This is a genomic window from Actinomycetospora callitridis (assembly GCF_028737265.1).
Lineage (GTDB): Bacteria > Actinomycetota > Actinomycetes > Mycobacteriales > Pseudonocardiaceae > Actinomycetospora > Actinomycetospora callitridis.
On the sequence record NZ_JAQZAK010000013.1, the window covers coordinates 38,043 to 58,792 of the forward strand.

Consider the following 20,750-nt stretch of genomic DNA (forward strand, 5'->3'; position numbering starts at 1 on the left):
GCGGCGTGTGCCTCGGCCCTCAGGCGGCCCCGGGTGTCTCGAGGAGCGCGGCAGGAAGCTCGACGTGCCGCGCACGTAGGTACTCGCCGAGCCCCTTGCCCTGCGAGTCGAGGTGCAGGTTCGCTCCCACGCCCCGCCCGAGGAGACCCACGACGGTCACGCCGGCGGCCCGGAGGTTCGGCATCCACCACGGCCGTAGGGCCAGTCCGCCGGCCTGGGGGAGCAGCTCGCGCCAGCGGTCCTCGGTGAGCCAGCCGGTCAGCCAGTCGTAGGTGCGGTCGTCGCGCGCCCACACCCCGAGCGTGGCGTTGCCACCCTTGTCGCCCGACCGGGAGCCGAGGACGGTCCCCAAGGACGAGCGAAGGGTGGGTCCCGCCGGGGGCCGGACCGGCGAGGGCGGAGCGGTGGGTGGAGCGGGTGGGACGGGCCGGGTGGGCGGGGGTGCCGCCGCCCATTCACGGCCCTCGAACGAGACGGTCTGGGGGAAGTCCGCGGTGGGCAGCAGGGTCGGCCAGAACACTGTGTAGGCCGACCCGCCGGACGGTGGCGCGGTGAGGTGGAAGCCGGGGTAGCTGCTCAGCCCGGTCTCGACGGCCGCGCGTGCCAGCTGCGCCACGGAGGAACGGTCACGGCTGGAGACGCTGACCGTCAGCAATGCCGTGGCCTCGTCGGGCGCCCCGGGGTCGGAGCGGTCGCCGCGCAGGAGGCGGACATCGACCTCGTCGAAGCCCTTCTCCCCGCCGGGGATGGCCGCCCAGAGGGCACGCTGGGCGAGGTCCGCCTTCGCCGGTACGTCGTTGCCCGTGATCACGAACGTGACGCTGTTGCGGTGGCCCGGCGTCGTGATCAGACCGACCTTCACCGCGTCCGGGGCCGGCTCGCCCCGCGTTCCCGAGATCCGGACGCGGTCCGGTCCCTGCTGCTCGAGGGTCAGCGTGTCGAATCGTGCGATGACATCGGGGTTGAGGTAGCGGGGCCCGTCGATCTCGTAGAGCAGCTGGGCCGTGACCGTCTCCACGGTGACGGCGCCGCCGGTCCCCGGGTGCTTGGTGATCACGGCGGACCCGTCGGCCGCGATCTCGGCCAGCGGGAAGCCGGGGCGTTCGAGCGCCGGGACCTCGGAGAAGAAGGAGAAGTTCCCGCCGGTGGCCTGGGCTCCGCACTCGATGACGTGGCCTGCGGCGACGGCTCCCGCGAGCGCGTGCCAGTCATCTCTCGCCCACCCGAAGTGCCAGGCGGCCGGACCCGCGATGACCGACGCGTCGCTCACGCGTCCGGTGATGACGATCTCGGCGCCCTCCTGGAGCGCTTCGGCGATACCCCAACATCCGAGGTAGGCGGACGCGACGTCGACCTCGACGGCGAGCTCGTCGAACGGTTCCCCTGTGTCCAGGTGTGGAGCGGTCCAACCGTCGTCGCGGGCGCGACGAACGACCTCTGTGGCGTCGTCGCCGTCCACGACCGCGATCCGCACCGTGCGCCCGAGGTCCGAGGCGATCCGTTCGACCTTCGCCGCGCAGGCGCGCGGATTGAGGCCGCCGGCGTTGGACACGATGCGGATTCCGCGCTCCAGGCAGTCCGCCAGCACGTCCTCGAGCTGCGTGAGGAAGGTCCGCGCGTAGCCGGCCTCCGGGTCGCGGTAGCGCTGCTTGAGCAGGACACCCATGGTGAGCTCGGCCAGCCAGTCGCCGGTGAGGACGTCGATCGGGCCGTCGTCGACCATCTCCCGCGCGGCCGAGAGACGGTCCCCGAAGAAGCCGGAGCAGTTGGCGACCCGCAGCGATGTCGTGGTCATGAGTCCTCCCGCGGGACCACCGTGACGAGGGTCGTCTTGGCCTCGACGTACTGTCCGACCTCGACGAGGACCGCGTCGACCACGCCCGCGCCGGCCGCCAGTGCCGGATGCTCCATCTTCATCGCCTCGAGGACGACCAGCGTCTGGCCGGCCTCCACCACGTCACCGGGCTCGACCCCGACGTGCACCACGGTCCCCGACATCGGGGCGACGGGACCACCGCCGGTGGCGACGGCGTCGGGGTCGGGGAGCCGCGGCTCCTGCCGCCAAGAGGTCTGGGTCCCGGGGGAGTTCACCCAGACCGACCCGTCGGCGTACTCGACGACCGTGCAGTGGTGCTCGAGGCCCGCGAACCTCACCCGGACCTCGTCGGTGCCGAGGCCACGCAACCGGAGCTCGTGGCGTTCACCGTCCACCTCGAGCGTGAGCGCGGCATCGCCGCTCGCCGCGCCGAGCGAGTAGCCGATCGCGATCTCGTGGCCGTCCGCGGCCGTCCACGTGGCCGATGTGAGCGGGCGGCCGGGGATCAGTCGGAAGCCGGGCTCGACACGGATGGCGACAGGAGCGGCCACTCGTCGCCGAGCGGCGCCGACCGCCACCGCGGCGGCGAGGTGCACGACATCGGGGATCGTGTGTGGCGGGCGCAACAGGTCGGGGTGCCGGTCGAGGAAGTCGGTGTGGGTCTCGCCGGCGAGGAAGTCCGGGTCGCGCAGCAGCGCGGCCAGGGACTCGCGGTTGGTGATCGTGCCGTGGACCTGCGTGGCGTCGAGGGCTGTGGCCAGCTTCATCGCGGCCTCGGTGCGGGTGTCCCCGTGGGCGACGACCTTCGCGAGCATCGGGTCGTAGTAGGCCGAGATCTCTCCCGGAGCCGCGACGCCGTCCTCGAAGCGGATGCCCGGGAGGTCGGGGTGCGAGTAGCGGTACAGCGGCCCCGGTGTGGGGAGGAAGCCGCGGGTGGTGTCCTCCGCATAGAGCCGGACCTCGAGGGCGTGCCCCCGCCGGTGCACGTCCCGCTGTGTGAAGCCGAGGGGCTTGCCCTGCGCGACGTCGAGCTGGAGACGGACCAGGTCGAGGCCGGTGACCTCCTCGGTGACCGGATGCTCGACCTGGAGTCGGGTGTTCATCTCCAGGAAGTAGAACTCCCCCGTCCTGTCGTCGAGCAGGTACTCCACGGTGCCGGCGCCGAGGTAGGCGAGCTCGCGGACGAGCGACACCGCCGTCGCCCCCATGCGTTCGCGCAGGTCCGCGTCGACGGCGGGGGACGGCGCCTCCTCGAGGACCTTCTGGTGTCGTCGCTGTACGGAGCATTCGCGTTCACCGAGGTGGATCGCGTTGCCGTGGGCGTCGCCGAACACCTGGATCTCGATGTGTCGCGCGACAGCCAGATACCGTTCGCAGAACACCGTGGTGTTGCCGAACGACGACCCTGCTTCGCGGCGGGCGCCCCGGATCGCGTCGACCAGGTCGGTCGGCCGGTCCACACGGCGCATGCCCTTGCCTCCGCCCCCCGCGGTCGCCTTGACGAGCAGGGGGTAACCGACCTGATCGCCGGCCTGGCGCCACGAGGTCTCGTCGTCGCCCTCGATGACGGCGTCGGGTAGGACCGGGACCCCGGCCTTACGGGCGATCTCCTTCGCCCGGTCCTTGAGCCCCATCTCCGTCATGGAGTCGGGGGCGGGCCCGACGAAGAGGACGCCGGCCTCGGAGCACGCCATGGCGAACTCGGCGTTCTCCGAGAGGAACCCGTAGCCCGGGTGGATCGCGTCGGCTCCGGAACGGCGCGCGGCGTCGAGCACCTTCTCGAGATCGAGGTACGTCTCGGTGCTGGTCGAGCCACCGAGCGGGACGGCCACGTCGGCGTCCCGCACGTGGGGGGCGTCCGCGTCGGGATCGGAGAACACCGCGACCGTCCGGATCCCGAGTGCGCCGGCCGTGCGGAAGACGCGTCGAGCGATCTCGCCCCGGTTCGCGACGAGCAGGCTGCGGATCGTGGTCACCAGTGCCTCACATCCGGAAGGGCGCGAATCGGGTGGTGCCCTCGACCGGGCCGGAATGCACCGCGGAGAGCGCGAGCCCGAGGACCGCGCGGGTGTGGCGCGGGTCGATGACCCCGTCGTCCCACAGGTGCCCGGTGGCGTTCAACGCGCTCGACTGCGCCTCGATCATCGCCTCGGTCTCGGCTCGGACCGCTGCGTCGGTGGCCTCGTCGTAGGGGTTCGCGGATCGCTCGGCCGCAGCTCTGCGGATGATCGACATGACGCCGGCGAGCTGGGTACCGCCCATGACCGCGATGCGGTGGTTGGGCCAGGTGAACACGAACCGTGGATCGAAGGCGCGCCCCGACATCCCGTAGTTCCCGGCGCCGTACGACGCGCCGACCATCAACGTGAGGTGCGGGACGGCGGAGTTGGAGACGGCGTTGATCAGCTTGGCGCCGTCCTTGATGATGCCGCCGCGCTCGACCGCGGAACCCACCATGAACCCGGTGATGTTCTGGACGAAGAGCAACGGGATGTTCCGCGCGTTGGCGAGCTGGATGAAGTGCGCGCCCTTCTGGGACTCCTCGGAGAACAGGATCCCGTTGTTCGCGAGGACCCCGACCGGGAAGCCGTGGAGCGAGCCCCACCCGCAGACGAGCTGGGTGCCGTAGAGCGGCTTGAACTCGTCGAGCCGGGACCCGTCGAGGACGCGGGCGAGGACGTCGCGGACCTCGACCGAGCGCCGCGCCTCGGAGGCGGCACAGGACAAGAGCTCCTCGGTGGGGAAGAGCGGCTCGTCCGCGGGCAGGGACGGGCCCGGGCCCTGCTTGCGCCACCCGAGGTCGGCGACGATCTGCCGGCCGATCCGCAGGGCGTCCCGCTCGTCGACGGCCAGGTAGTCGGCCAGCCCGGATTCGCGGGCGTGCATCTCGGCCCCACCCAGCGACTCGTCGTCGACGTCCTCGCCGGTGGCCATCTTCACCAGCGGCGGGCCACCGAGGTAGACCGCCGCCTGCTCCTTGACGAACACCGTGTACTCGCTCATGCCCGGCATGTAGGCGCCGCCCGCTGTCGAGCTGCCGAACACCAGCGCGATCGTGGGGATACCCGCCGCCGAGAGCCGGGTGAGCTCGCGGAAGGTCCGCCCACCGTTGACGAAGATCTCCTCCTGACGGGGCAGATCGGCTCCGCCCGACTGCACCAGACTGATCACGGGCAGCCGGTTGTGCTCGGCGATGTCGAGCGCGCGCAACTGGCGCGCCACCGAGGACGGGTTGAGCGATCCGCCCTTCACCGTGGGCTCGTTCGCGATGATCACGCACTCGACGCCGCACACCGGCCCGATCCCGGTGATCAGTCGTCCGCCCGGTTGCTCGTCCGGCTCGTGGGCGCCGGCGAACATCGACAGCTCGAGGAACGGCGCGTCCTGGTCGAGCAGCAGGTCGATGCGTTCACGAGCGAGCAGGCTCCCGCGAGACCGGTGCTTCGCCACCGCTCGTTCGCCACCGGCGTTGAGGACCCGGGCGGCCAGGGCCTCGAGGTCCGCCAGCGCCGCCAGCGCCGCGCTGCGGTCGATCCGGAAGCGATCGGACGCCGGTTCGAGCGTCGAGGTCAGGACAGCCACGTCGACCACCTCACCGATCGCGTGCTTCCGCTCGGCGTCCGCTGGACCCGCGGGCGACGCGGGATGCGTCCTGCACTCACTGCTCCACATCCTCACGTTGTCCGTCGGCGGTACCGGTCAGTGATCGTGGGCGCGGGCCGGTCGCCGGGTCCTCCTCCGTCCCGCCCGGTCAGCCCGGCAGCTCGACCGAGGACCTACGACGAGGTCGGAATCTGCTCGACATAGGCGAGGACCTGGAACGGGTCGAGCGACTCCGTCACTTCGCAGATCTTCCCGTCGCGCAGTTTGAACATCAGCAGGTAGTTGTTGTTGTACCTGGCCTCACCCGGCCCGACTCCCGCGGTGGTCGCCTCGACGACGACTCGATCCTCCTCGGCCGTGAGGGTATGCACGTCGAAGCGGAACTCGTCGAACGGGTTGAGGAAGCCCTCGAGGAGATTCCTCCAGCCCGGCTTGTCGTAGCGACCCCCGTACTCGAAGCGCTCCGGCCGATTCGGGAGTGTCCAGGTGCCGTCCTCGTCGATGAGGTCGAACAACGCGGGGAAGTTGCGGTCGCTGATGTACTGGCAGGCGTTCCGTACAATTTCCTTGTTCTTGTCCGTGGACACGATTCCTCCTGGTGATTGTGGGGGGAGAACGATCGGGTCAGGGAGAGTCAGGGAGTCGGCCGAGGGCTGCTCGAGCGGCTACCGGGCGACCATCGCGTCCCGTAGCGCCACCTTCTTGATCTTTCCGGACGGGGTGAGCGGCAACGAATCGACGACGAGGATCCGGGCGGGGACCTTGTACCGGGCCAGCTTCGTCCGGCAGAGGTCGAGCAGCGCCTCCGGATCGGCGGTGGCTCCCGCTGCCGGGACGACGTAGGCGTGCCCGACCTCGCCGTTGACCACATCGGGCACGCCGATGACCGCGCACATGGCGATCGAGGGTTCGCCCGCGATGACGTTCTCGACCTCGGCGGGGTAGACGTTGTAGCCGCCGCGGATGTACATCTCCTTCTTCCGGCCGCGCATCGTCACGCGTCCGTCAGGGCGTCGCAGCGCCATGTCGCCGGTGGCGAGCCAGCCGCCCGGCAGGAAGGTCGACGGTGCTTCCAGGTCCCAGTAACCGGGGGAGACGCAGGCGCCCCGGATCTGGAGCTCGCCGTCGGCGTCGGCCGGCAGGGCGTGGTTGTCGTCGTCGGCGATGCGGACCTCGAAGTCCCCGATGGGGACGCCGAGGGTCTCCACCAGGGTGTCCAGGTCGTCGTCCGCGGCGGAGATGATGCAGCCGCCCGACGTCTCCGACAGCCCGTACAGGTTGGCCAGGCGTGCGCCGTCGAAGGCGTCGATGATGCGCCGGCCCATGGCCGGCTCGACGTTCGACCCACCGATGACGCACGTGCGGACCGACGACACGTCCACTCCGCCGAACTCGGGCAGTTCCATCATCTTCGCGTACATCGTCGGGACGCCGATGAAGATGGTGACGCCGTGGCGCCCGATGCTGTCCAGCGCCTGCGCCGGGCTGTAGCGGGGCAGGAGCGCCACGCTGCCCTGGACCACCATCGAGGCGGCGATCGTGCAGGTCAGCCCACCGACGTGGTTGAGGGGCATGTGGCCGATCGCGATGTCGCCGGACGTCTGGGCGAGGTGCTCGGCCTGTGCGCGGGCGGACGCGATGATGCCGGCGTGGGTGAGCGTCGCGCCCTTGGGCTCGCCGGTGGTCCCCGACGTGTAGAGGATGACCGCAGGGTCCTCGGGGGCCACAGGTCCGGTGTCCGGGTCGGCAGCCCGGCCTTCGCCGGGGGCACGGAGGTCCTCCCACCGGTGACTGCCCGCGAAGCCCGCACCGCCGAGGAAGACGAAGTGTCGGACGGTGGGTATCTGCGGACGGAGACGGTCGAGGAAGGAGACGAAGTCGAAGTCTCCGTCCTGCGAGCTGGTCAGCAGCATCACCGAGCCGGACTGGTTGAGCATGAAGGCGAACTCGCGCTCCCGGTAGGCCACGTTCAGCGTCACCAGGACCGCCCCGACCTTGACGGTCGCGAACCAGGTGATCAGCCATTCCGCCGAGTTGGGGGCGGCGATCGCGACGCGATCCCCCTGGGTGATCCCGAGCTCGCGCAGGCCGCTCGCGAACCGGTCGACGGCGTGCGCGAACTCGGTGTAGGTCCAGGTCCGCTCCGGACAACGGAGGAAGGGAACCTCGCCGTCCCGAGCGGCGTGGGACAGCAGCTCCGGCAGCGTGGTCGACGTGAGGGTCGCGAAGCCGCGGGGCGCGGCGGGGTCGGTCATGGTGTCGTTCCCTCGGTTGTCCTGTCCGGAAGGGTCACTTGTGCAGGACGGTGTCCTGTCGGCGAGTTCGGGCGCGGACGAAGGGATCGTTCTGCATCAGGGCCCGTAGTTCCTTCTCGTCGTCGCCACGCGCGATGATGAGGCCGCCGACGGCGGGTCGCCGCGGGCTTGACCAACATCGGACCTCGTCCTGCCGAGAAGCGTCAGCGGACCGCGACGGCGGGGGTCTGGGAGAACTCGAACCCCTCGAAATCGGCGTCGGCGACCTTGTCGAGTTCCTGGAAGTAGCCGGCTGCGCCACCGAAGTAGAACAGGACGCGTCGAGGCTTCCCCGGGGTGTTGGCACCGAGGTACCAGGAGTGCGCCGACTCGCCCGCGGGCAGCAAGGTCATGCCGAAGATGTCCGAGACGAGCTTGGTCCACCCCTCGACCGCCTGCGGGGTCGGCTGCATGGACCGGTAGCCGTGCTCACGCATGTGCTCGATGGCCCGCGACAACCATTCCACGACCTTCTCGATGATGACCGGGATGTTCGCGTAGGCGCTCTGCGGTCCACAGATCATGAACATGTTGGGGAAACCAGCGCTGCCGATCCCCAGGAACGTCTCCGGACCGCCGCTCCACTGCTCCTTGAGCTCGACGCCGTGCTCGCCGCGGATATCGATCTTGGATATCGCTCCGGTGACGGCGTCGAAGCCCGTCGCGAACACGATGACGTCGAACTCGTAGTCCCGGCCCCCGGTCCGCAATCCGTTCTCGGTGAGGGTCTCGATGGCGTTCTGGCTGATGTCGACCAGCGAGACGTTGTCGCGGTTGAAGGTCTCGTAGTAGTTCGTGCCCGACGGGGGCCGCTTCGAGACGTAGGGGTAACCACGCGGGCTCAGGAGCTCGGCCGTCGCGGGGTCGTGGACGGTCTCGCGGATCTTCTTGCGGATGAACTCGGCGGCCGCATCGTTCGACCGCTGGTCGAGGATCAGGTCGTCGAAGGTCTCGAACACGAAGTGGAACCCGCCGGCCTGCCAACCCTCCTCGAAGATGCGGTCGCGCTCAGCACCGTCGGCCACGTCGTCGTACGTGCGTCCGGCAGGACCCATGGGGAAGCCGAACACGTGGTTGCGTGCCATGGACCAGACTTCGGGGTAGGAGTCCTTGATGGTGCGCCGGAAGTCGTCGTCGAGGTCGTGGTTCTGGGCCGGCATGACGTAGTTCGGGGTGCGCTGGAAGACCGTCAGGTGCCTGGCCGCCTGGGCGATGTGGGGGATCGCCTGGATACCCGACGCTCCTGTGCCGATGACGGCCACGCGCTTGCCGGTGAAGTCGACCTTCTCCTTCGGCCACTGGGAGGTCTGGTACACCTCGCCCTGGAAGGAGTCACGCCCGGGGAAGGCGGGCTCCTGGGGCACGGAGAGGTGCCCGAGCGCGGTGAAGAAGTACGTGCAGGTGAAGCACGAGCCGTCCTCGGTGGTGATGGCCCACTGCGCGTCGGTGTCGTCGTAGCGCGCTGAGGTCACCCGCTGGCCGAAGCGGACGTTGCGGCGGACGTCGAAGCGGTCGGCGACGAAGCCGATATAGCGCTGGACCTCCTCCTGACCGGGGTAGCGCTCGACCCAGTTCCAGGCCTGCTCGATCTCCGGGAACGGGAAGCAGTAGGACCAGCTCTCGCTGTCGGTGCGGGCGCCCGGGTAGCGGTTCCAGTACCAGGTCCCGCCCAGGTCGGAGCCGGCCTCCAGGGCCACGGCCGAGAGGCCGAGCTTCTGGAGCTCGATGAGCATGCGGATACCGGCGAACCCCGCGCCGACCACGACGGCGTCGGTGTCCACGGACGTGGATTCTGGGTCGGACACGGAAGGATCTCCTTCGCTCGGGTGCCAACGAGGCGGTGCGGCGGCGTCGGGTTCAGGACAACCCGAGATGAGGCCGCAGCCAGGTGGCCGCCGCCGAGATTGCTTGATCTGCTTCGGGCGCCCGTCCTGCCATGAAGGTGAAGACGTGCTGCTGCTCGGGGTAGGTGGTGAACTCGACCGAGACGCCGGCGTCGCGAGCGCGCCGGGCGAGGCGTTCGGAGTCGTCGAGCAACGTCTCGTGCTCACCTGCGGCGATGAACAGCGGGGGCAACCCGCTGAGGTCGGCGTGCAGAGGGTTGGCCAGGGGGTCGCTCGGCGACCCGGACTCGCCGAGGTACATCTGTCCCATCAGGGTGACCACGCCCATGGAGACGAGCGCGTCCGTGTCGGCGTTGGTCTCGAGCGTCTTGCCCAGGTGCTCCATGTCCACCCACGGCGAGAACGCGCAGATCGCAGCGGGAAGCTGCTCCCCGAGCTCGCGGAGCTTGAGCGTCGCCGCGACGGCCAGGTTGCCACCCGCTGAGTCTCCGGCCGCCGCGATGCGGTCAGTCGGGAAGCCCTGCTCATTGAGCCAGCGGTACGCCGCCACCGTTTCCTCGACCTGGGACGGGAACGGCCGCTCGGGGGCGAGGGCGTAGTCGAGGACGAAGGTCGCCACGCCGGCCGCCTTCGCGAGGTGCCCCGCCATCTTGCGGTGGCTGCTGGCGGTGTTCCCCACGAACCCGCCACCGTGGGTGTAGAGGATGACGGTGTCGGCCGCGCCGGACAGCGGCTTGCACCAGATGCCCCGAGCTCCGGCCGTGTCGACCTCGGCGTAGGTGACGTCCTCCGGCTCCGCCGCGAGGTCCGCGAGCTCCTCGAAGATGGAGCGCAGGGCCGCCAGGCCCATCCCCGGATCGGCCGCCATCCTGTCGGTGATCGACTGGTAGTGGGACTTCTGTACCGCCGACTCAGTGCTGGCCACCGTGCTCGTCTCCCTCGCCCTACGACTGGTTCTGCCGTGCACGCATCCCCCGACCGGGCAGCTGATCGATCTCTGTCCTGCTCCCGCGGGGCTGCGTGTTCTCAGGTGGCCCGGCGCGGGGTCCACGCCGACGACCACTGCGCCACGGCCTCACCGAAGTGCTCCCTCTCGCGCTGGAGGTGACTGTACTCACAAATTGACATACAAGTCAATTGTTGCCGTGCCGCTGGTGCCCTGGCGCTGATCGTCGCAGCTCACGCCGCTGGTGGGTTGGCAAGAACATGATGAGACAGTCAGGTGAGCTCCGTGCCGGTACCTCGGAGAGGCGGAATCCGTCCAGTAGCCGTGGGATCGGAGGCGGCGAGGTTCTCCTCGCGGCGACCCCAGGGCGCTGGCCATGTCCAGCGGCTCGCCCGAGGTGGGACGTGCACCCGATTGCGCGATCACATGGCGCAGTCACCGCGCACGGGTCCTGAAGCGCCACCATCGACAGTGAGCTGGGATTCACGGGTCGTCTGGTCAGGCTGGCGACAGTCATCAAATCGTCCGTGAGACTGGTAGCAGCGTTGGTCGACGTGATCGCAGGCTCTGGGGAGGGCGCGGGCGCCGCCGTCAGCGCGGTGAGATCGAGACCCTCCCCGGCGGGGCCGTGCGGCGGGTGCGCGTCTACGCCGGGAAGCACGCCGGTCCGCCTCGGCGACCCACGCCGTTGGGGTCGGCCGGAACAACCTCGGTCAGGTGGTGGACGCGGGTCGGCACCGGCGGACGTCCGCGCCCACGCCTGCGGAATCCTTCGGCCGCGGGACCACGGCAGGGCAGGTCGCGGTCGGCCACCGCGCCGCCCTCGGTGATGCTCGAGCGCGACCCCGTCCTCGACGATCACGCGCTCCACGACATCCGCTCCGCGGTCCGCGGCGGCGACCTGTGGTCCCGCGCCGACCTCGACGCGCCGCTCGACCGACTCGCGGCCGCTCCGCCGGCTCGCTGACGTCCGGGCTCACGGGTGGGGGTGCCTCGTCGCGTGCTACGACCCTCGGTTCGTTCACAGCTCGCGGAAGCCGTCCTCCAACGTCTCCGTCCGCCGGCGGTCGCGCACGATGACGAGCGCCAACACCGTCAACCCGTACACCGCCCCGAGGGTCAACAGGAAGATCCCGGTCTTCGTGATGATCAGCTGGACGCCGTCGAGCCCGAGCGGGTTCGTGGTCGCCACCAGGGCCAGCAGACCCAGGGCGAACAGGTAGTACAGGGTGACCAGGAGACGATTCAGCGAGGTCGTCGACGATCGCTCGCCGAGCACCTCTCTCAGCAGGTCGTATCCAGCCGGACGCAGGAGCCGGCCAACCACGACAGTGATGATGAGGCCGACCACGGTGGTCACCACGTAGCTGCCTGTCGAGACCTCCATGGGTCACCGCCCTCGCTGGGTCTGGAGCGCGATGGTGTCCAGCAGCAGTCCTGCATGGAGGGGGTCCGAACGCGCGGAGTGCTACGGATTACCCGTGCCGTCGCCCGCACCAACCCCATGGCGCCGGGCCGGAGTGAACTCGAGCGGCGTTGTCCGGTCGGTGAGCGGATGGCCGCGCCGGTGTCGAGACGGCGAGTCTCGTCGGAACGGGACGACCTCCGGAACCGCTTCGAACCAGGACCGCATACAGAAATCAGAGACTCGAGCGCTAGGCGGCACCCGAGAGGGCGCGGTGAAGGGCTCCGCCGACGAACCGACGTGCCTCGGCGGCGGCGTCGACGGCTCCCGCCAGGTACAGGAACGGGTGGAACTGCCCGTCGAACCTCCGGAGCTCCACCACGACGCCGGCTGCCTCGAGAGCCTTCGCGTACGCCTCGCCCTCGTCGCGCAGCGGGTCGAACTCGGCCGTGATGACGGTGGCCGGGGGAAGCCCCCTGAGGTCGGGTTCCGAGGCCGGTGCGAGGCGCGCGTCGTCGAGAGCGCTGCCGGGCGCGTAGGTGTCGAAGAAGTACCGCATGCTGGCCCCGGTGAGGAAGTAGCCCTCGTCGAACTCTCGATAGCTGCTCGTCGAGCCCACGTCGGCCTGGGTCACGGGGTAGACGAGGACCTGGTGGCGCAACGCCGACTCGTGGCGGAGTTCCTGAGCGACGTGCGCAGCGAGGTTCCCGCCCGCGGAGTCGCCGCCCACCGCCACGCGGAGCGGGTCGACGTGCGGCACGTCGCCGGACAGGACGGCCCGGGTCGCGGCGACCGCGTCGACGTGGGCCGCAGGATAGGTGTGCTCCGGCGCGAGGCGGTAGTCGACGCTGAGCACCGCGATGTTCCCGGCCGCCGCGATGTCGCGGGCCGTGGTGTCGGCGATCTCCAGATCACCGAGGACCCAGCCGCCCCCGTGGAAGTAGACGAGGACCGGCTGCGGAGTCGCCTGCGTCCGGTACAGCCGAACCGGGATCGTGCCGTGAGGTGCGGAGATCACGAGGTCGTCGACCGCGTGCAGATCCGTTCGCTCCCCGGTGAGCGGGATCGCCTGCTCGAGGTCTGCGCGGTTCTGCGCGACCGGTTGGTCGGCGAGCGGGGGGCCACCTCCGATGATCTCCAGCAGGGCAGCGGCCTGAGGATGCAACGGCACGGCACTCTCCTCCGGTTCGATGTCGGGCAGTCTCGCACTCGGGCGCATGTCCGGCGATCTTGTCGGCAGGAGGCGGGTGTGGGTCTGGCGCGAAACGAGGCCGATCGGTGCCCGTGGTGCGGGCTGTGTTGGCTCGGGACCTGGTTGTCGACGCCGATGTCGGCGAAGGACCGTTGCTTGTCGGGGTGGAAGCGCTTCTCCGCGCCGACGGCGACCGCGACGTCGACCTGCCAGGCGAGGTCGCCGCCGGCGCTCCCGAAGGGCCCAGGTCAGCGGGGTTCTTGCCGTGGGCGGTGTGGATCATCGAGTAGATCTTCCGGGACCGAGCGCTCCTCGGGGGTACGGGACGACCCGGAGGTCGAGGTCACGGCCGCCCGGGCTGGTGGTTCGTGGGCAGTCCCGTCCTCGAGGCGCCGTTCCTGACACATTCCCGGGGTGGAGCAATCGGTGTTCGGGTCGGCTTTCCGCCTGCCGGTGCTCGCCGCGGGAGCGTTTGCCGTCGGGACGAGCGCTTACGTCGTCGCCGGGGTGTTGCCTGCGATCAGCGCCGAGCTCGGTGTCTCGATCGCCGCGGCCGGGCAACTCACCACCGCCTTCGCGCTCGTCTACGCCGTCGGGGCGCCGGTGCTGGCCACCGTCCTCGGTCGCTGGGAGCGCCGCCAGGTGCTCATCGCTGCCCTGGCCGTCGCGGCGCTGGGCAACGCACTCTCGGCGGTGGCCCCGACCTACCCGCTGTTGATCGGGGGTCGGCTGCTCACCGCCCTGGGCGCGGCGGCCTTCACCCCGGCCGCGACGCACGCCGCGACGCTGCTCAGTCCGCCGGAGCGCCAGGGCCGGGCGGTCGCCGCGGTGTTCACCGGCATCACGTTGTCGCTGGTCGTCGGGGTGCCGGCCGGGACCCTGCTCGGCGGGGCGTTCGGCTACCGCGGCGTGTTCACCGTCGTCGCCGGGTTGTGCGTCGTCGGCGCGGTCGGGGTGCGCCTGTTGCTGCCGCGGGTGCCGCCGCCCGCTCCCGTCTCGTTGCGCGCGCGGTTCGCCGTCGCGGCCGACCCGGCGGTGCTCACCATGCTCGGCATCCTCGTGCTCGGCCTGTTGTCGGTGCTGTCGGTCTACACCTACATCGCGCCGCTGCTGGCCACCTCCGCCGGGATCAGCGGCCCGCTGCTGAGTCTCGTGCTCGTCGCCTACGGGGTGGGTGGGCTGATCGGCAACGACGTCGGCGGGCGGCTCACCGACCGGTTCGGCAGCCGCCGCCCCCTGATCGGGGCGCTGCCCGTGTTCACCGTGGTGCTCGCGACCCTGCCGTTCACGATCACCACGCCGCTGGGTGCCGCGGCCGCGCTGTTCATGCTCGGGGCCGGGTTCGTCGTCAGCTCACCGATCCAGACCCGGCTCATCGAGCTGGCTCCGGCCAGCAGTTCGCTGGTGCTGTCGCTGAGCGCTTCGGCGATCTACCTCGGGGCGGGACTGTCCGGGGTGGTGGGCGGGCTGGTCGTCGACCTGTTCGGGGTGCCCGCCCTCCCGCCGATCGCGGCCCTGCTGTCGCTCGGCTCGCTCGGGCTCCTGGCGCTCGCCCTGCGTCAGGAGCCCGCTCGACCGAGCGACACCTGACCCTCGAGGTGTGCCGTGCCGGGGTGGCGCGGCTGCCGTCCGCGCCACCCCGGGCGGCCCCGCCGCAGCTCAGTGACGCAGACCCGCCTGCTTGAGCAGCGGCATGACGTTCTCGTCGAAGTACTTGAGCTCCTCGTTGTAGTCGATGAGCCCGAAGATCATGCCCTGCATCCCGGCGTCGTTGAGCTCGGCGAGCTTCTCGGTGACCTGCTCGGGAGTGCCGACGACGGGGTAGCCGCCCCACCCGGCGATGAAGCGCTCCTGCATCTTGGTCGCGGCGTGGTCGAACGACTGGCTGGCCCCGGAGGTGGCCATCTTGATGACGTTGCCCGCCGCGCCCCAGTCGCCCTCGTCGACGACCTGCTGGAACGCGCGCTGCGCCTCCTCCTCGGTGTCGCGGCAGACGACGAGCCCGTAGGTCATCACCTGGATGTCCCGCTGGTACTCCTCGCGTGCCTTGGCGCGCACCCTGTCGCTGTAGGCCCGGATGTTCTCGAGGGTGTCGAGCGACGCGAAGTTGATGTCGACGTTGCGGGCCGAGAACTCGACGCCGGAGGCCGAGTTCCCGGCGTTGAGCAGCGCCGGTCGCGGCGCCTGGTGGGGCTTGGGGTAGGCCTCGAGCAGCTCGCCGTCGAAGTACGGGGTGTGGACGGCGAAGCTGCCCTCCTCGCTCCAGAGGCGGTCGGCGAAGTCCAGCCAGTCCTGCCCGAACGCGTACCGCTCGTCGTGCTCGCGCTGCTCCGAGCCGAACATCTCCATCTCGGGGGCGACCCAGCCCATCACCAGGTTCAGCGCGAACCGCCCGCCCGAGATGTGGTCGACGGTGGTCGCCATCTTCGACGCGACGATCGGGTGCACGGTCGGAAGGTGCGAGGTGGACGCGACCGCGATCCGTTCGGTGGCCTCGGCGATGCCCGCTGCCCAGGTGAAGGTCTCGTAGCAGTTGCCGTTGAAGTTCGTGGAGCCGCCGAAGCCCTTCCAGCGGGCGACGGGCACGAGGACGTCGAAGCCGATCCGGTCGGCGCGCTGGGCGATCTCCTTGGCGTGCGCCCAGGTGATCTCGTAGGTGCTGGGGGCGTGGCTCATGATCAACCCGTAGGAGCAGTTCACCCCGAACAGGCCGAGCTTCATCTTCTGGTCGCCGAACAGGGGGTTGGTGAGTGTGCGGTCGACCAGCGGTCGGGTCTCGTTCGCCGGCCGTGGGTCGGTGGGGGCGAGCCCGAGGCGCTCGTTGGCGGTGACGGTCACGGGGTCTCCTTCGTCGGGTGGGATGTCGTCGGTGGGGGTCAGCCGAGCTGGAAGGGGTCGCGGGTGCCGCCGGTGAGCTCCACGAACACGGACTTGTTCTCCGTGTACTCGTTGATCGCGTCGACGCCGTTCTCGCGTCCGATGCCGCTCGAACCGAAGCCACCGAAGGGCATGTTCGGCGCGATCACGCGGTAGGCGTTGATCCAGACGGTGCCCGCGCGCAGGCCCGCCGCGACGCGGTGGGCGCGATGCACGTCCTTGGTCCACACGGCGCCGGCGAGGCCGTAGGGCGTGTCGTTGGCGAGCTTGAGGGCCTCGTCCTCGTCGGTGAACGTGTAGGCGGCCAGCACCGGCCCGAACACCTCCTCGCGGACCACGGTGTTCTCCGGGGTGACGCCGGTGATGACGGTCGGGCGGACGAACAGCCCGCCGCGCTCGTCGGGCCCGCCGCCGGAGGCGAAGGTGGCGCCCTCGTCCGCGGCCCCGCGCAGGTAGCCCAGCACCTTCTCGTACTGCGGCCGGTTGGCCACCGGGCCCATCTCGGTGGCGGTCTCCGTGGGGTCGCCGAGCACGATCGCCTCGGCACGGGCGGCCACCTTCTCCACCAGGGCGTCGTGCACGTCCGCGTGGACGATGAGCCGGGAGCCGGCCATGCACGTCTGCCCGGTGGCGGCGAAGACGCCGGCGACCAGCCCGTTGGCGGCCGCGTCGAGATCGGCGTCGGGGAACACGATCTGGGGTGACTTGCCGCCCAGCTCGAGCGTGACCCGGTTGATGTTGGCTCCGGCCGCCTGGGCGATCTTCGCGCCGGTCGCGGTCGATCCGGTGAAGGCGATCTTGTCGAGGCCGGGGTGCGCGGCGAGCGCCTCGCCGGTGGCGCGGTCCCAGCCGGTCACGACGTTCAGCACCCCGGCGGGGAGGCCGGCCTCGTGGAGGATCTCCGCGAACGCCACCGTCGAGGCGGGGGAGTGCTCGGACGGTTTGACCACCATCGTGCAGCCCGCCGCCAGCGCCGGGGCCAGCTTGAACGTGAGCAGCAGCAGGGGCGAGTTCCACGGCGTGATGGCGCCGACCACGCCGACCGGCTCGCGCTGGGTGTAGCCGAAGTAGTTCGGGTTGACCGGGGGCACGGTGCGGCCCTCGACCTTGTCCGCCAGGCCGGCGAAGTAGTAGTACCACTGCGGCAGGCTGGTCAGCTGCCCGCGCATCTCGCGCAGCAGCTTCCCGGAGTCGTTGACCTCGAGGCGGGCCAGGCGCTCGGCGTTCGCCGCGATGGCGTCGCCGCACCGCCGGATGACCGCGGAGCGCTGGAAGCCCGTCATCCGCCCCCATTCGCCCTCGAAGGCCGTCCGGGCCGCGGCGACGGCCTCGTCGACGTCTTCGGGGCGGCCGTCGGCGAGGCGCGCCCAGGGTGTCCCGGAATAGGGATTCTCCGACTCGAACGTGCCCCCGGCGCCGGCCGCGACGGATTTACCGTTGATGAAGAGGCCGAATTCCTCCAGCGATGTCGTCATCGACGTTCCTCCTCGGTGTCGGTCCCGCCGATTCGTCGGTCGGCGGATGAGATGCGGTCGACGCTAATGAGGGGGAGGGATCCGTCGATATCCGCGAACAGCAGGTCCCGATCCCTTCCGTGCGCCCCGTGTCCGAGCGCACCGGGGGAGGGGCCGGTCGTGCACCCAACGGATGGCGGGCCGCGCTCTGCGGCTGTTCGCCGCCGCGAGACGCCCCTACGGTTCTCGGTAGCGGGACCTCGCCGCGGCACGAGGAGGTGTCGACGACGCATGTTGATCCGTAGTGACGACGAGTCCGGCGCGGCGCCCGGGCGACTGGCCGGGCACGCGGTGCTCGACACCAGGCACCTCGACGAGGCCCGCGAGGCCGTCGCCCGCGTCTACCTCGCCCACGACCTCCGGGCGCCCACGGGCGACATCGCGATGACGCTCAACGCCACCTCCGACCGGCTCTTCACCTTCGGCTACCTGACCTACCAGGCACCGGCGACGCTGGTGATGCCGCCGACCGAGGACAACTACCACGTCAACCTGACGATCGCCGGCGCGACGAACGGCGAGCGCTCGGACGGGACCCGGGGCGTCACGGCGGCGGGCCGGTCGGGCCTGGTGCTGCTCCCGCACCACACGACCACCGTGCACTGGTCCGCCGACGCCGAGCAGTGGCACCTCAAGATTCCCCGGTCGACGTTGGAGTCGCACCTGGGCGACCAGCTCGGACGTCCCGTCCACGACGTCGTCGACTTCGACTTCGGCGTCGACCTCACCACGCCGGTCGGCCGCACGCTGCTGTCATCGGTCGAGTTCCTGGCGCGCGAGCTCGACCGGCCCGGTGGCCTCGGGGAGATGCCTCTGGCGCGCGAGCAGCTCGAGGCCTTCATCGTCACCCAGCTCCTGCACGCCGGCCGCCACCGCTACAGCGACGCGCTCGCCGCGCCCGCGGACCCCGTGCGCCGCGGTCGACTGGGGCCCGTGCTCGAGTACATGGAGCAGCACGCCGACGAGCCGCTCACGCCCCAGGAGCTCGCCCGGGTCGGGTGCCTGAGCGTGCGCACCCTGCACGCCACGTTCCAGCAGGAGCTCGGGGAGTCCCCGATGAGCTACCTGCGACGCCTGCGCCTCGACCACGTCCGCGCCGAGCTCCTGCGTGCGCACCCCGCCGACGTGCAGGTCACCGAGGTGGCGCTGCGCTGGGGCTTCCTGCACCAGAGCCGTTTCGCCCAGCAGTACCGCGAGCGCTTCGGCGAGCTGCCGCGCGACACGCTCCGCGCGCGCGGCTAAGCCCGCTCCCCGCCCTCGAGGACGCCGTACGCACCGCGGTGGAAGAGCAGCGGAGCGAGAGTCGGATCGGCGTCGAGGGACCGGACCCGACCGACGACGATCGTGTGGTCGCCGCCCGGGAACTCCTCGTGCAGGGTGCAGTCGACCCAGGCGACCACCCCGTCGAGGCGCGGAGCGCCGGAGGGCGCGGGCGACCAGGTCACTCCGGCGTACTTGTCGGTGCCCGACCGCGCGAAGGCGGTGCTCAGGTCACGGTGGTCGTCGGCCAGCACGTTGACGCAGAAGTGCCCGGTCTCCCGGATGCGGGGCCAGGTGCTCGAGGTCCGGGCGGGCGAGAACGAGACGAGCGGCGGGTCGAGCGAGAGCGAGCTGAACGACTGGCAGGTGAATCCGGCGGGCCCCTCCGGGGTCATCGCGGTGATCACGACGATTCCCGAGGCGAAATGGCCGAGCACGTGGCGCAGGTGCACGGATTCGATGCGGGTCGTGTCCGTCGAGAGCGCGTCCATGACCGCAAAAGTAGATCCGGGCGTCGGGCCGGGACTATCCGCGGACGGCCGCGTCGTATCCGAAAAGGGCGGGTGGCATGGATCGGTCAACGGTCGGCGCGCAACGGATGGTGGCGGGCGCATGCCCTTTCCTAGCGTCGCTGCACGAACCCGCCGCGCGAGAGGACTCCGCCATGGACCACACCGCACCGCAGCCCGGTACGCCCGTCGCCGAGCTGCCGTCGACGACGTCGGTGCAGCGCGCGGTCGCGGCGCTCGCCGCGGGCCGGATGGTGGTCGTGACCGACGACGCCGAGCGCGAGGACGAGGGCGACCTCGTCGTGGCGGCCGACGCCGTGACGCCCGCCCAGCTCGCGTTCGTCGTCCGCCACACCACCGGCATCGTGTGCACCCCGATGACGGGGGAGCGGGCCGACGCCCTCGGGCTGCCACCCATGGTCGCGGCGAACGGCGACCCCCACGCCACCGCCTTCACCGTGACCGTCGACCACGAGGGCACCGGCACCGGCGTCTCGGCCGCCGACCGGGCACGCACCATCGCCGCGCTCGCCGACCCGGGGACCCGTCCCGAGGAGCTGCGGCGTCCCGGTCACGTCTTCCCCCTCCGCGCCCGCGACGGCGGTGTCCTCGTCCGGGCGGGCCACACGGAGGCCGCGGTGGACCTGCTCCGGCTCGCCGGCCGCGCGCCGGTCGGGGTCATCGGCGAGATCGTCGACGACCACGGCGGCATGATGCGCGGGGCGGCGCTGGCCCGGTTCGCGGCCGAGCACGATCTGCCGGTCGTCGCGATCGCCGACCTGGTGCGCCACCGCCGCGCCACCGAGACCTTCGTCGAGCGCGTGGCGACCTCCGCGATGCCGACCGCGTTCGGCCCCTTCCGCGCCGTCGCCTACCGCTCCACGGTCGACGGCACCGAGCACCTCGCGCTGGTCCACGGCGACGCGGCGGCCGCCGGCCGGGCGCCACGAGGTGCTCTCGTGCGGGTGCACAGCGAGTGCCTGACCGGCGACATCCTCGGCTCCCTGCGCTGCGACTGCGGGGCGCAGTTCGAGCAGGCGCTGCGCGCGATCACCGCCGAGGGCGCCGGGGTCCTGGTCTACCTGCGGGGACACGAAGGTCGTGGCATCGGCCTGGCGCACAAGATCCGTGCCTACGCGTTGCAGGACGCCGGCTTGGACACCGTCGACGCCAACATCGCCCAGGGCCTGCCCGTCGACACCCGCAGCTACGGCACCGGCGCACAGATCCTCGCCGACCTCGGGGTCTCCCGGCTCCGGCTCATCACCAACAACCCGGCGAAGTACACCGGTCTCGCGGGCTACGGCCTCGAGATCCTCGAGCGGGTCGGCCTCCCCGCGGCCGTGGGCCCGGACAACCTGCGCTATCTCCGGACCAAGCACGAGCGCCTGGGCCACCTCATGGCGCTGGGTGGCGCGATCTCCTGAGCGCGGCCTGCTCGCTCCCACTGCAGGAGCCGCCCTCCAGGTCTGAGCGACCCTCCCCACGAA

General features: G+C 70.8%; 17 protein-coding genes. 5 read left to right on the plus strand and 12 right to left on the minus strand.

Features of this window, described 5'->3' with window-relative positions; all coding sequences use genetic code 11:
- Positions 1-19 precede the first annotated feature (19 nt).
- The 7 genes from PH191_RS27415 to PH191_RS27445 all read right to left on the minus strand — a co-directional run bounded on the left by PH191_RS27415 (position 20) and on the right by PH191_RS27445 (position 10,482).
- A complete protein-coding gene (locus PH191_RS27415; protein WP_274197797.1) occupies positions 20-1,795 on the minus strand; it encodes an acyclic terpene utilization AtuA family protein in 1,776 nt (591 codons plus the stop codon).
- The gene (locus PH191_RS27420; RefSeq protein ID WP_274197798.1) at positions 1,792-3,792 is read right to left on the minus strand and encodes an ATP-binding protein; all 2,001 of its coding nucleotides are present in this window, start codon (positions 3,790-3,792) and stop codon (positions 1,792-1,794) included. The genes PH191_RS27415 and PH191_RS27420 overlap by 4 nt, the downstream gene beginning before the upstream one ends.
- 7 nt (positions 3,793-3,799) lie before the next feature.
- Complete coding sequence (locus PH191_RS27425) at positions 3,800-5,398, minus strand: acyl-CoA carboxylase subunit beta (protein ID WP_274197799.1); 1,599 nt, start codon at positions 5,396-5,398, stop codon at positions 3,800-3,802.
- 194 nt (positions 5,399-5,592) lie between these two features.
- A complete protein-coding gene (locus PH191_RS27430; protein WP_274197800.1) occupies positions 5,593-6,006 on the minus strand; it encodes a nuclear transport factor 2 family protein in 414 nt (137 codons plus the stop codon).
- A gap of 78 nt (positions 6,007-6,084) precedes the next feature.
- Positions 6,085-7,674, minus strand: coding sequence for a class I adenylate-forming enzyme family protein (locus tag PH191_RS27435; RefSeq protein WP_274197801.1), 1,590 nt, complete (start codon positions 7,672-7,674; stop codon positions 6,085-6,087).
- A 203-nt stretch (positions 7,675-7,877) separates the two neighbouring features.
- Entirely contained in the window at positions 7,878-9,494 is a 1,617-nt protein-coding gene (locus PH191_RS27440; RefSeq protein WP_274197802.1) for a flavin-containing monooxygenase, read from the minus strand.
- 76 nt (positions 9,495-9,570) lie between these two features.
- Entirely contained in the window at positions 9,571-10,482 is a 912-nt protein-coding gene (locus PH191_RS27445) for an alpha/beta hydrolase (protein WP_274197803.1), read from the minus strand.
- A gap of 847 nt (positions 10,483-11,329) precedes the next feature.
- Between PH191_RS27445 and PH191_RS27450 the strand changes: the two genes are divergently transcribed.
- A complete protein-coding gene (locus PH191_RS27450; protein WP_274197804.1) occupies positions 11,330-11,470 on the plus strand; it encodes a hypothetical protein in 141 nt (46 codons plus the stop codon).
- A gap of 54 nt (positions 11,471-11,524) precedes the next feature.
- On the opposite strand, the gene PH191_RS27455 is transcribed toward PH191_RS27450, so the two are convergent.
- On the minus strand, positions 11,525-11,890 hold the full coding sequence (locus PH191_RS27455; protein WP_274197805.1) for a hypothetical protein: 366 nt from the start codon (positions 11,888-11,890) through the stop codon (positions 11,525-11,527).
- 268 nt (positions 11,891-12,158) lie between these two features.
- Entirely contained in the window at positions 12,159-13,079 is a 921-nt protein-coding gene (locus PH191_RS27460; RefSeq protein ID WP_274197806.1) for an alpha/beta hydrolase, read from the minus strand.
- A 107-nt stretch (positions 13,080-13,186) separates the two neighbouring features.
- Here PH191_RS27460 and PH191_RS27465 point away from each other — a divergent pair, with 107 nt between their 5' ends.
- Together PH191_RS27465 and PH191_RS27470 are read left to right on the plus strand one after the other, a co-directional pair.
- Positions 13,187-13,390: a hypothetical protein gene (locus tag PH191_RS27465; RefSeq protein WP_274197807.1), complete on the plus strand. Its 204-nt coding sequence runs from the start codon at positions 13,187-13,189 to the stop codon at positions 13,388-13,390.
- A gap of 136 nt (positions 13,391-13,526) precedes the next feature.
- Positions 13,527-14,690 carry an MFS transporter gene (locus PH191_RS27470; RefSeq protein WP_274197808.1) on the plus strand — a complete coding sequence of 388 codons (1,164 nt, stop codon included), beginning with the start codon at positions 13,527-13,529 and terminating at the stop codon, positions 14,688-14,690.
- A 69-nt stretch (positions 14,691-14,759) separates the two neighbouring features.
- Here the strand turns inward: PH191_RS27470 and PH191_RS27475 are convergent, their stop codons facing one another.
- Both PH191_RS27475 and PH191_RS27480 read right to left on the minus strand, forming a co-directional pair.
- Positions 14,760-15,938, minus strand: coding sequence for an LLM class flavin-dependent oxidoreductase (locus tag PH191_RS27475; RefSeq protein WP_274197809.1), 1,179 nt, complete (start codon positions 15,936-15,938; stop codon positions 14,760-14,762).
- A 38-nt stretch (positions 15,939-15,976) separates the two neighbouring features.
- On the minus strand, positions 15,977-17,452 hold the full coding sequence (locus PH191_RS27480; RefSeq protein ID WP_274197810.1) for an aldehyde dehydrogenase: 1,476 nt from the start codon (positions 17,450-17,452) through the stop codon (positions 15,977-15,979).
- A 270-nt stretch (positions 17,453-17,722) separates the two neighbouring features.
- Between PH191_RS27480 and PH191_RS27485 the strand changes: the two genes are divergently transcribed.
- Positions 17,723-18,733 carry an AraC family transcriptional regulator gene (locus tag PH191_RS27485; protein WP_274197811.1) on the plus strand — a complete coding sequence of 337 codons (1,011 nt, stop codon included), beginning with the start codon at positions 17,723-17,725 and terminating at the stop codon, positions 18,731-18,733.
- On the opposite strand, the gene PH191_RS27490 is transcribed toward PH191_RS27485, so the two are convergent.
- Positions 18,730-19,242: a flavin reductase family protein gene (locus PH191_RS27490; RefSeq protein WP_274197812.1), complete on the minus strand. Its 513-nt coding sequence runs from the start codon at positions 19,240-19,242 to the stop codon at positions 18,730-18,732. The genes PH191_RS27485 and PH191_RS27490 overlap by 4 nt on opposite strands.
- Before the next feature lie 173 nt (positions 19,243-19,415).
- Here PH191_RS27490 and PH191_RS27495 point away from each other — a divergent pair, with 173 nt between their 5' ends.
- Complete coding sequence (locus PH191_RS27495; protein WP_274197813.1) at positions 19,416-20,687, plus strand: bifunctional 3,4-dihydroxy-2-butanone-4-phosphate synthase/GTP cyclohydrolase II; 1,272 nt, start codon at positions 19,416-19,418, stop codon at positions 20,685-20,687.
- Positions 20,688-20,750: the final 63 nt, after the last annotated feature.

What these genes read in the sequence shown, in the direction of transcription:
- PH191_RS27415 (WP_274197797.1), bottom strand. Translation starts at nt 1,795, where the DNA reads ATGACCACGACATCGCTGCGGGTCGCCAACTGCTCCGGCTTCTTCGGG.
- PH191_RS27435 (WP_274197801.1), bottom strand. Translation starts at nt 7,674, where the DNA reads ATGACCGACCCCGCCGCGCCCCGCGGCTTCGCGACCCTCACGTCGACC.
- PH191_RS27455 (WP_274197805.1), bottom strand. Translation starts at nt 11,890, where the DNA reads ATGGAGGTCTCGACAGGCAGCTACGTGGTGACCACCGTGGTCGGCCTC.
- PH191_RS27480 (WP_274197810.1), bottom strand. Translation starts at nt 17,452, where the DNA reads ATGACGACATCGCTGGAGGAATTCGGCCTCTTCATCAACGGTAAATCC.
- PH191_RS27485 (WP_274197811.1), top strand. Translation starts at nt 17,723, where the DNA reads ATGTTGATCCGTAGTGACGACGAGTCCGGCGCGGCGCCCGGGCGACTG.
- PH191_RS27490 (WP_274197812.1), bottom strand. Translation starts at nt 19,242, where the DNA reads ATGGACGCGCTCTCGACGGACACGACCCGCATCGAATCCGTGCACCTG.
- PH191_RS27495 (WP_274197813.1), top strand. Translation starts at nt 19,416, where the DNA reads ATGGACCACACCGCACCGCAGCCCGGTACGCCCGTCGCCGAGCTGCCG.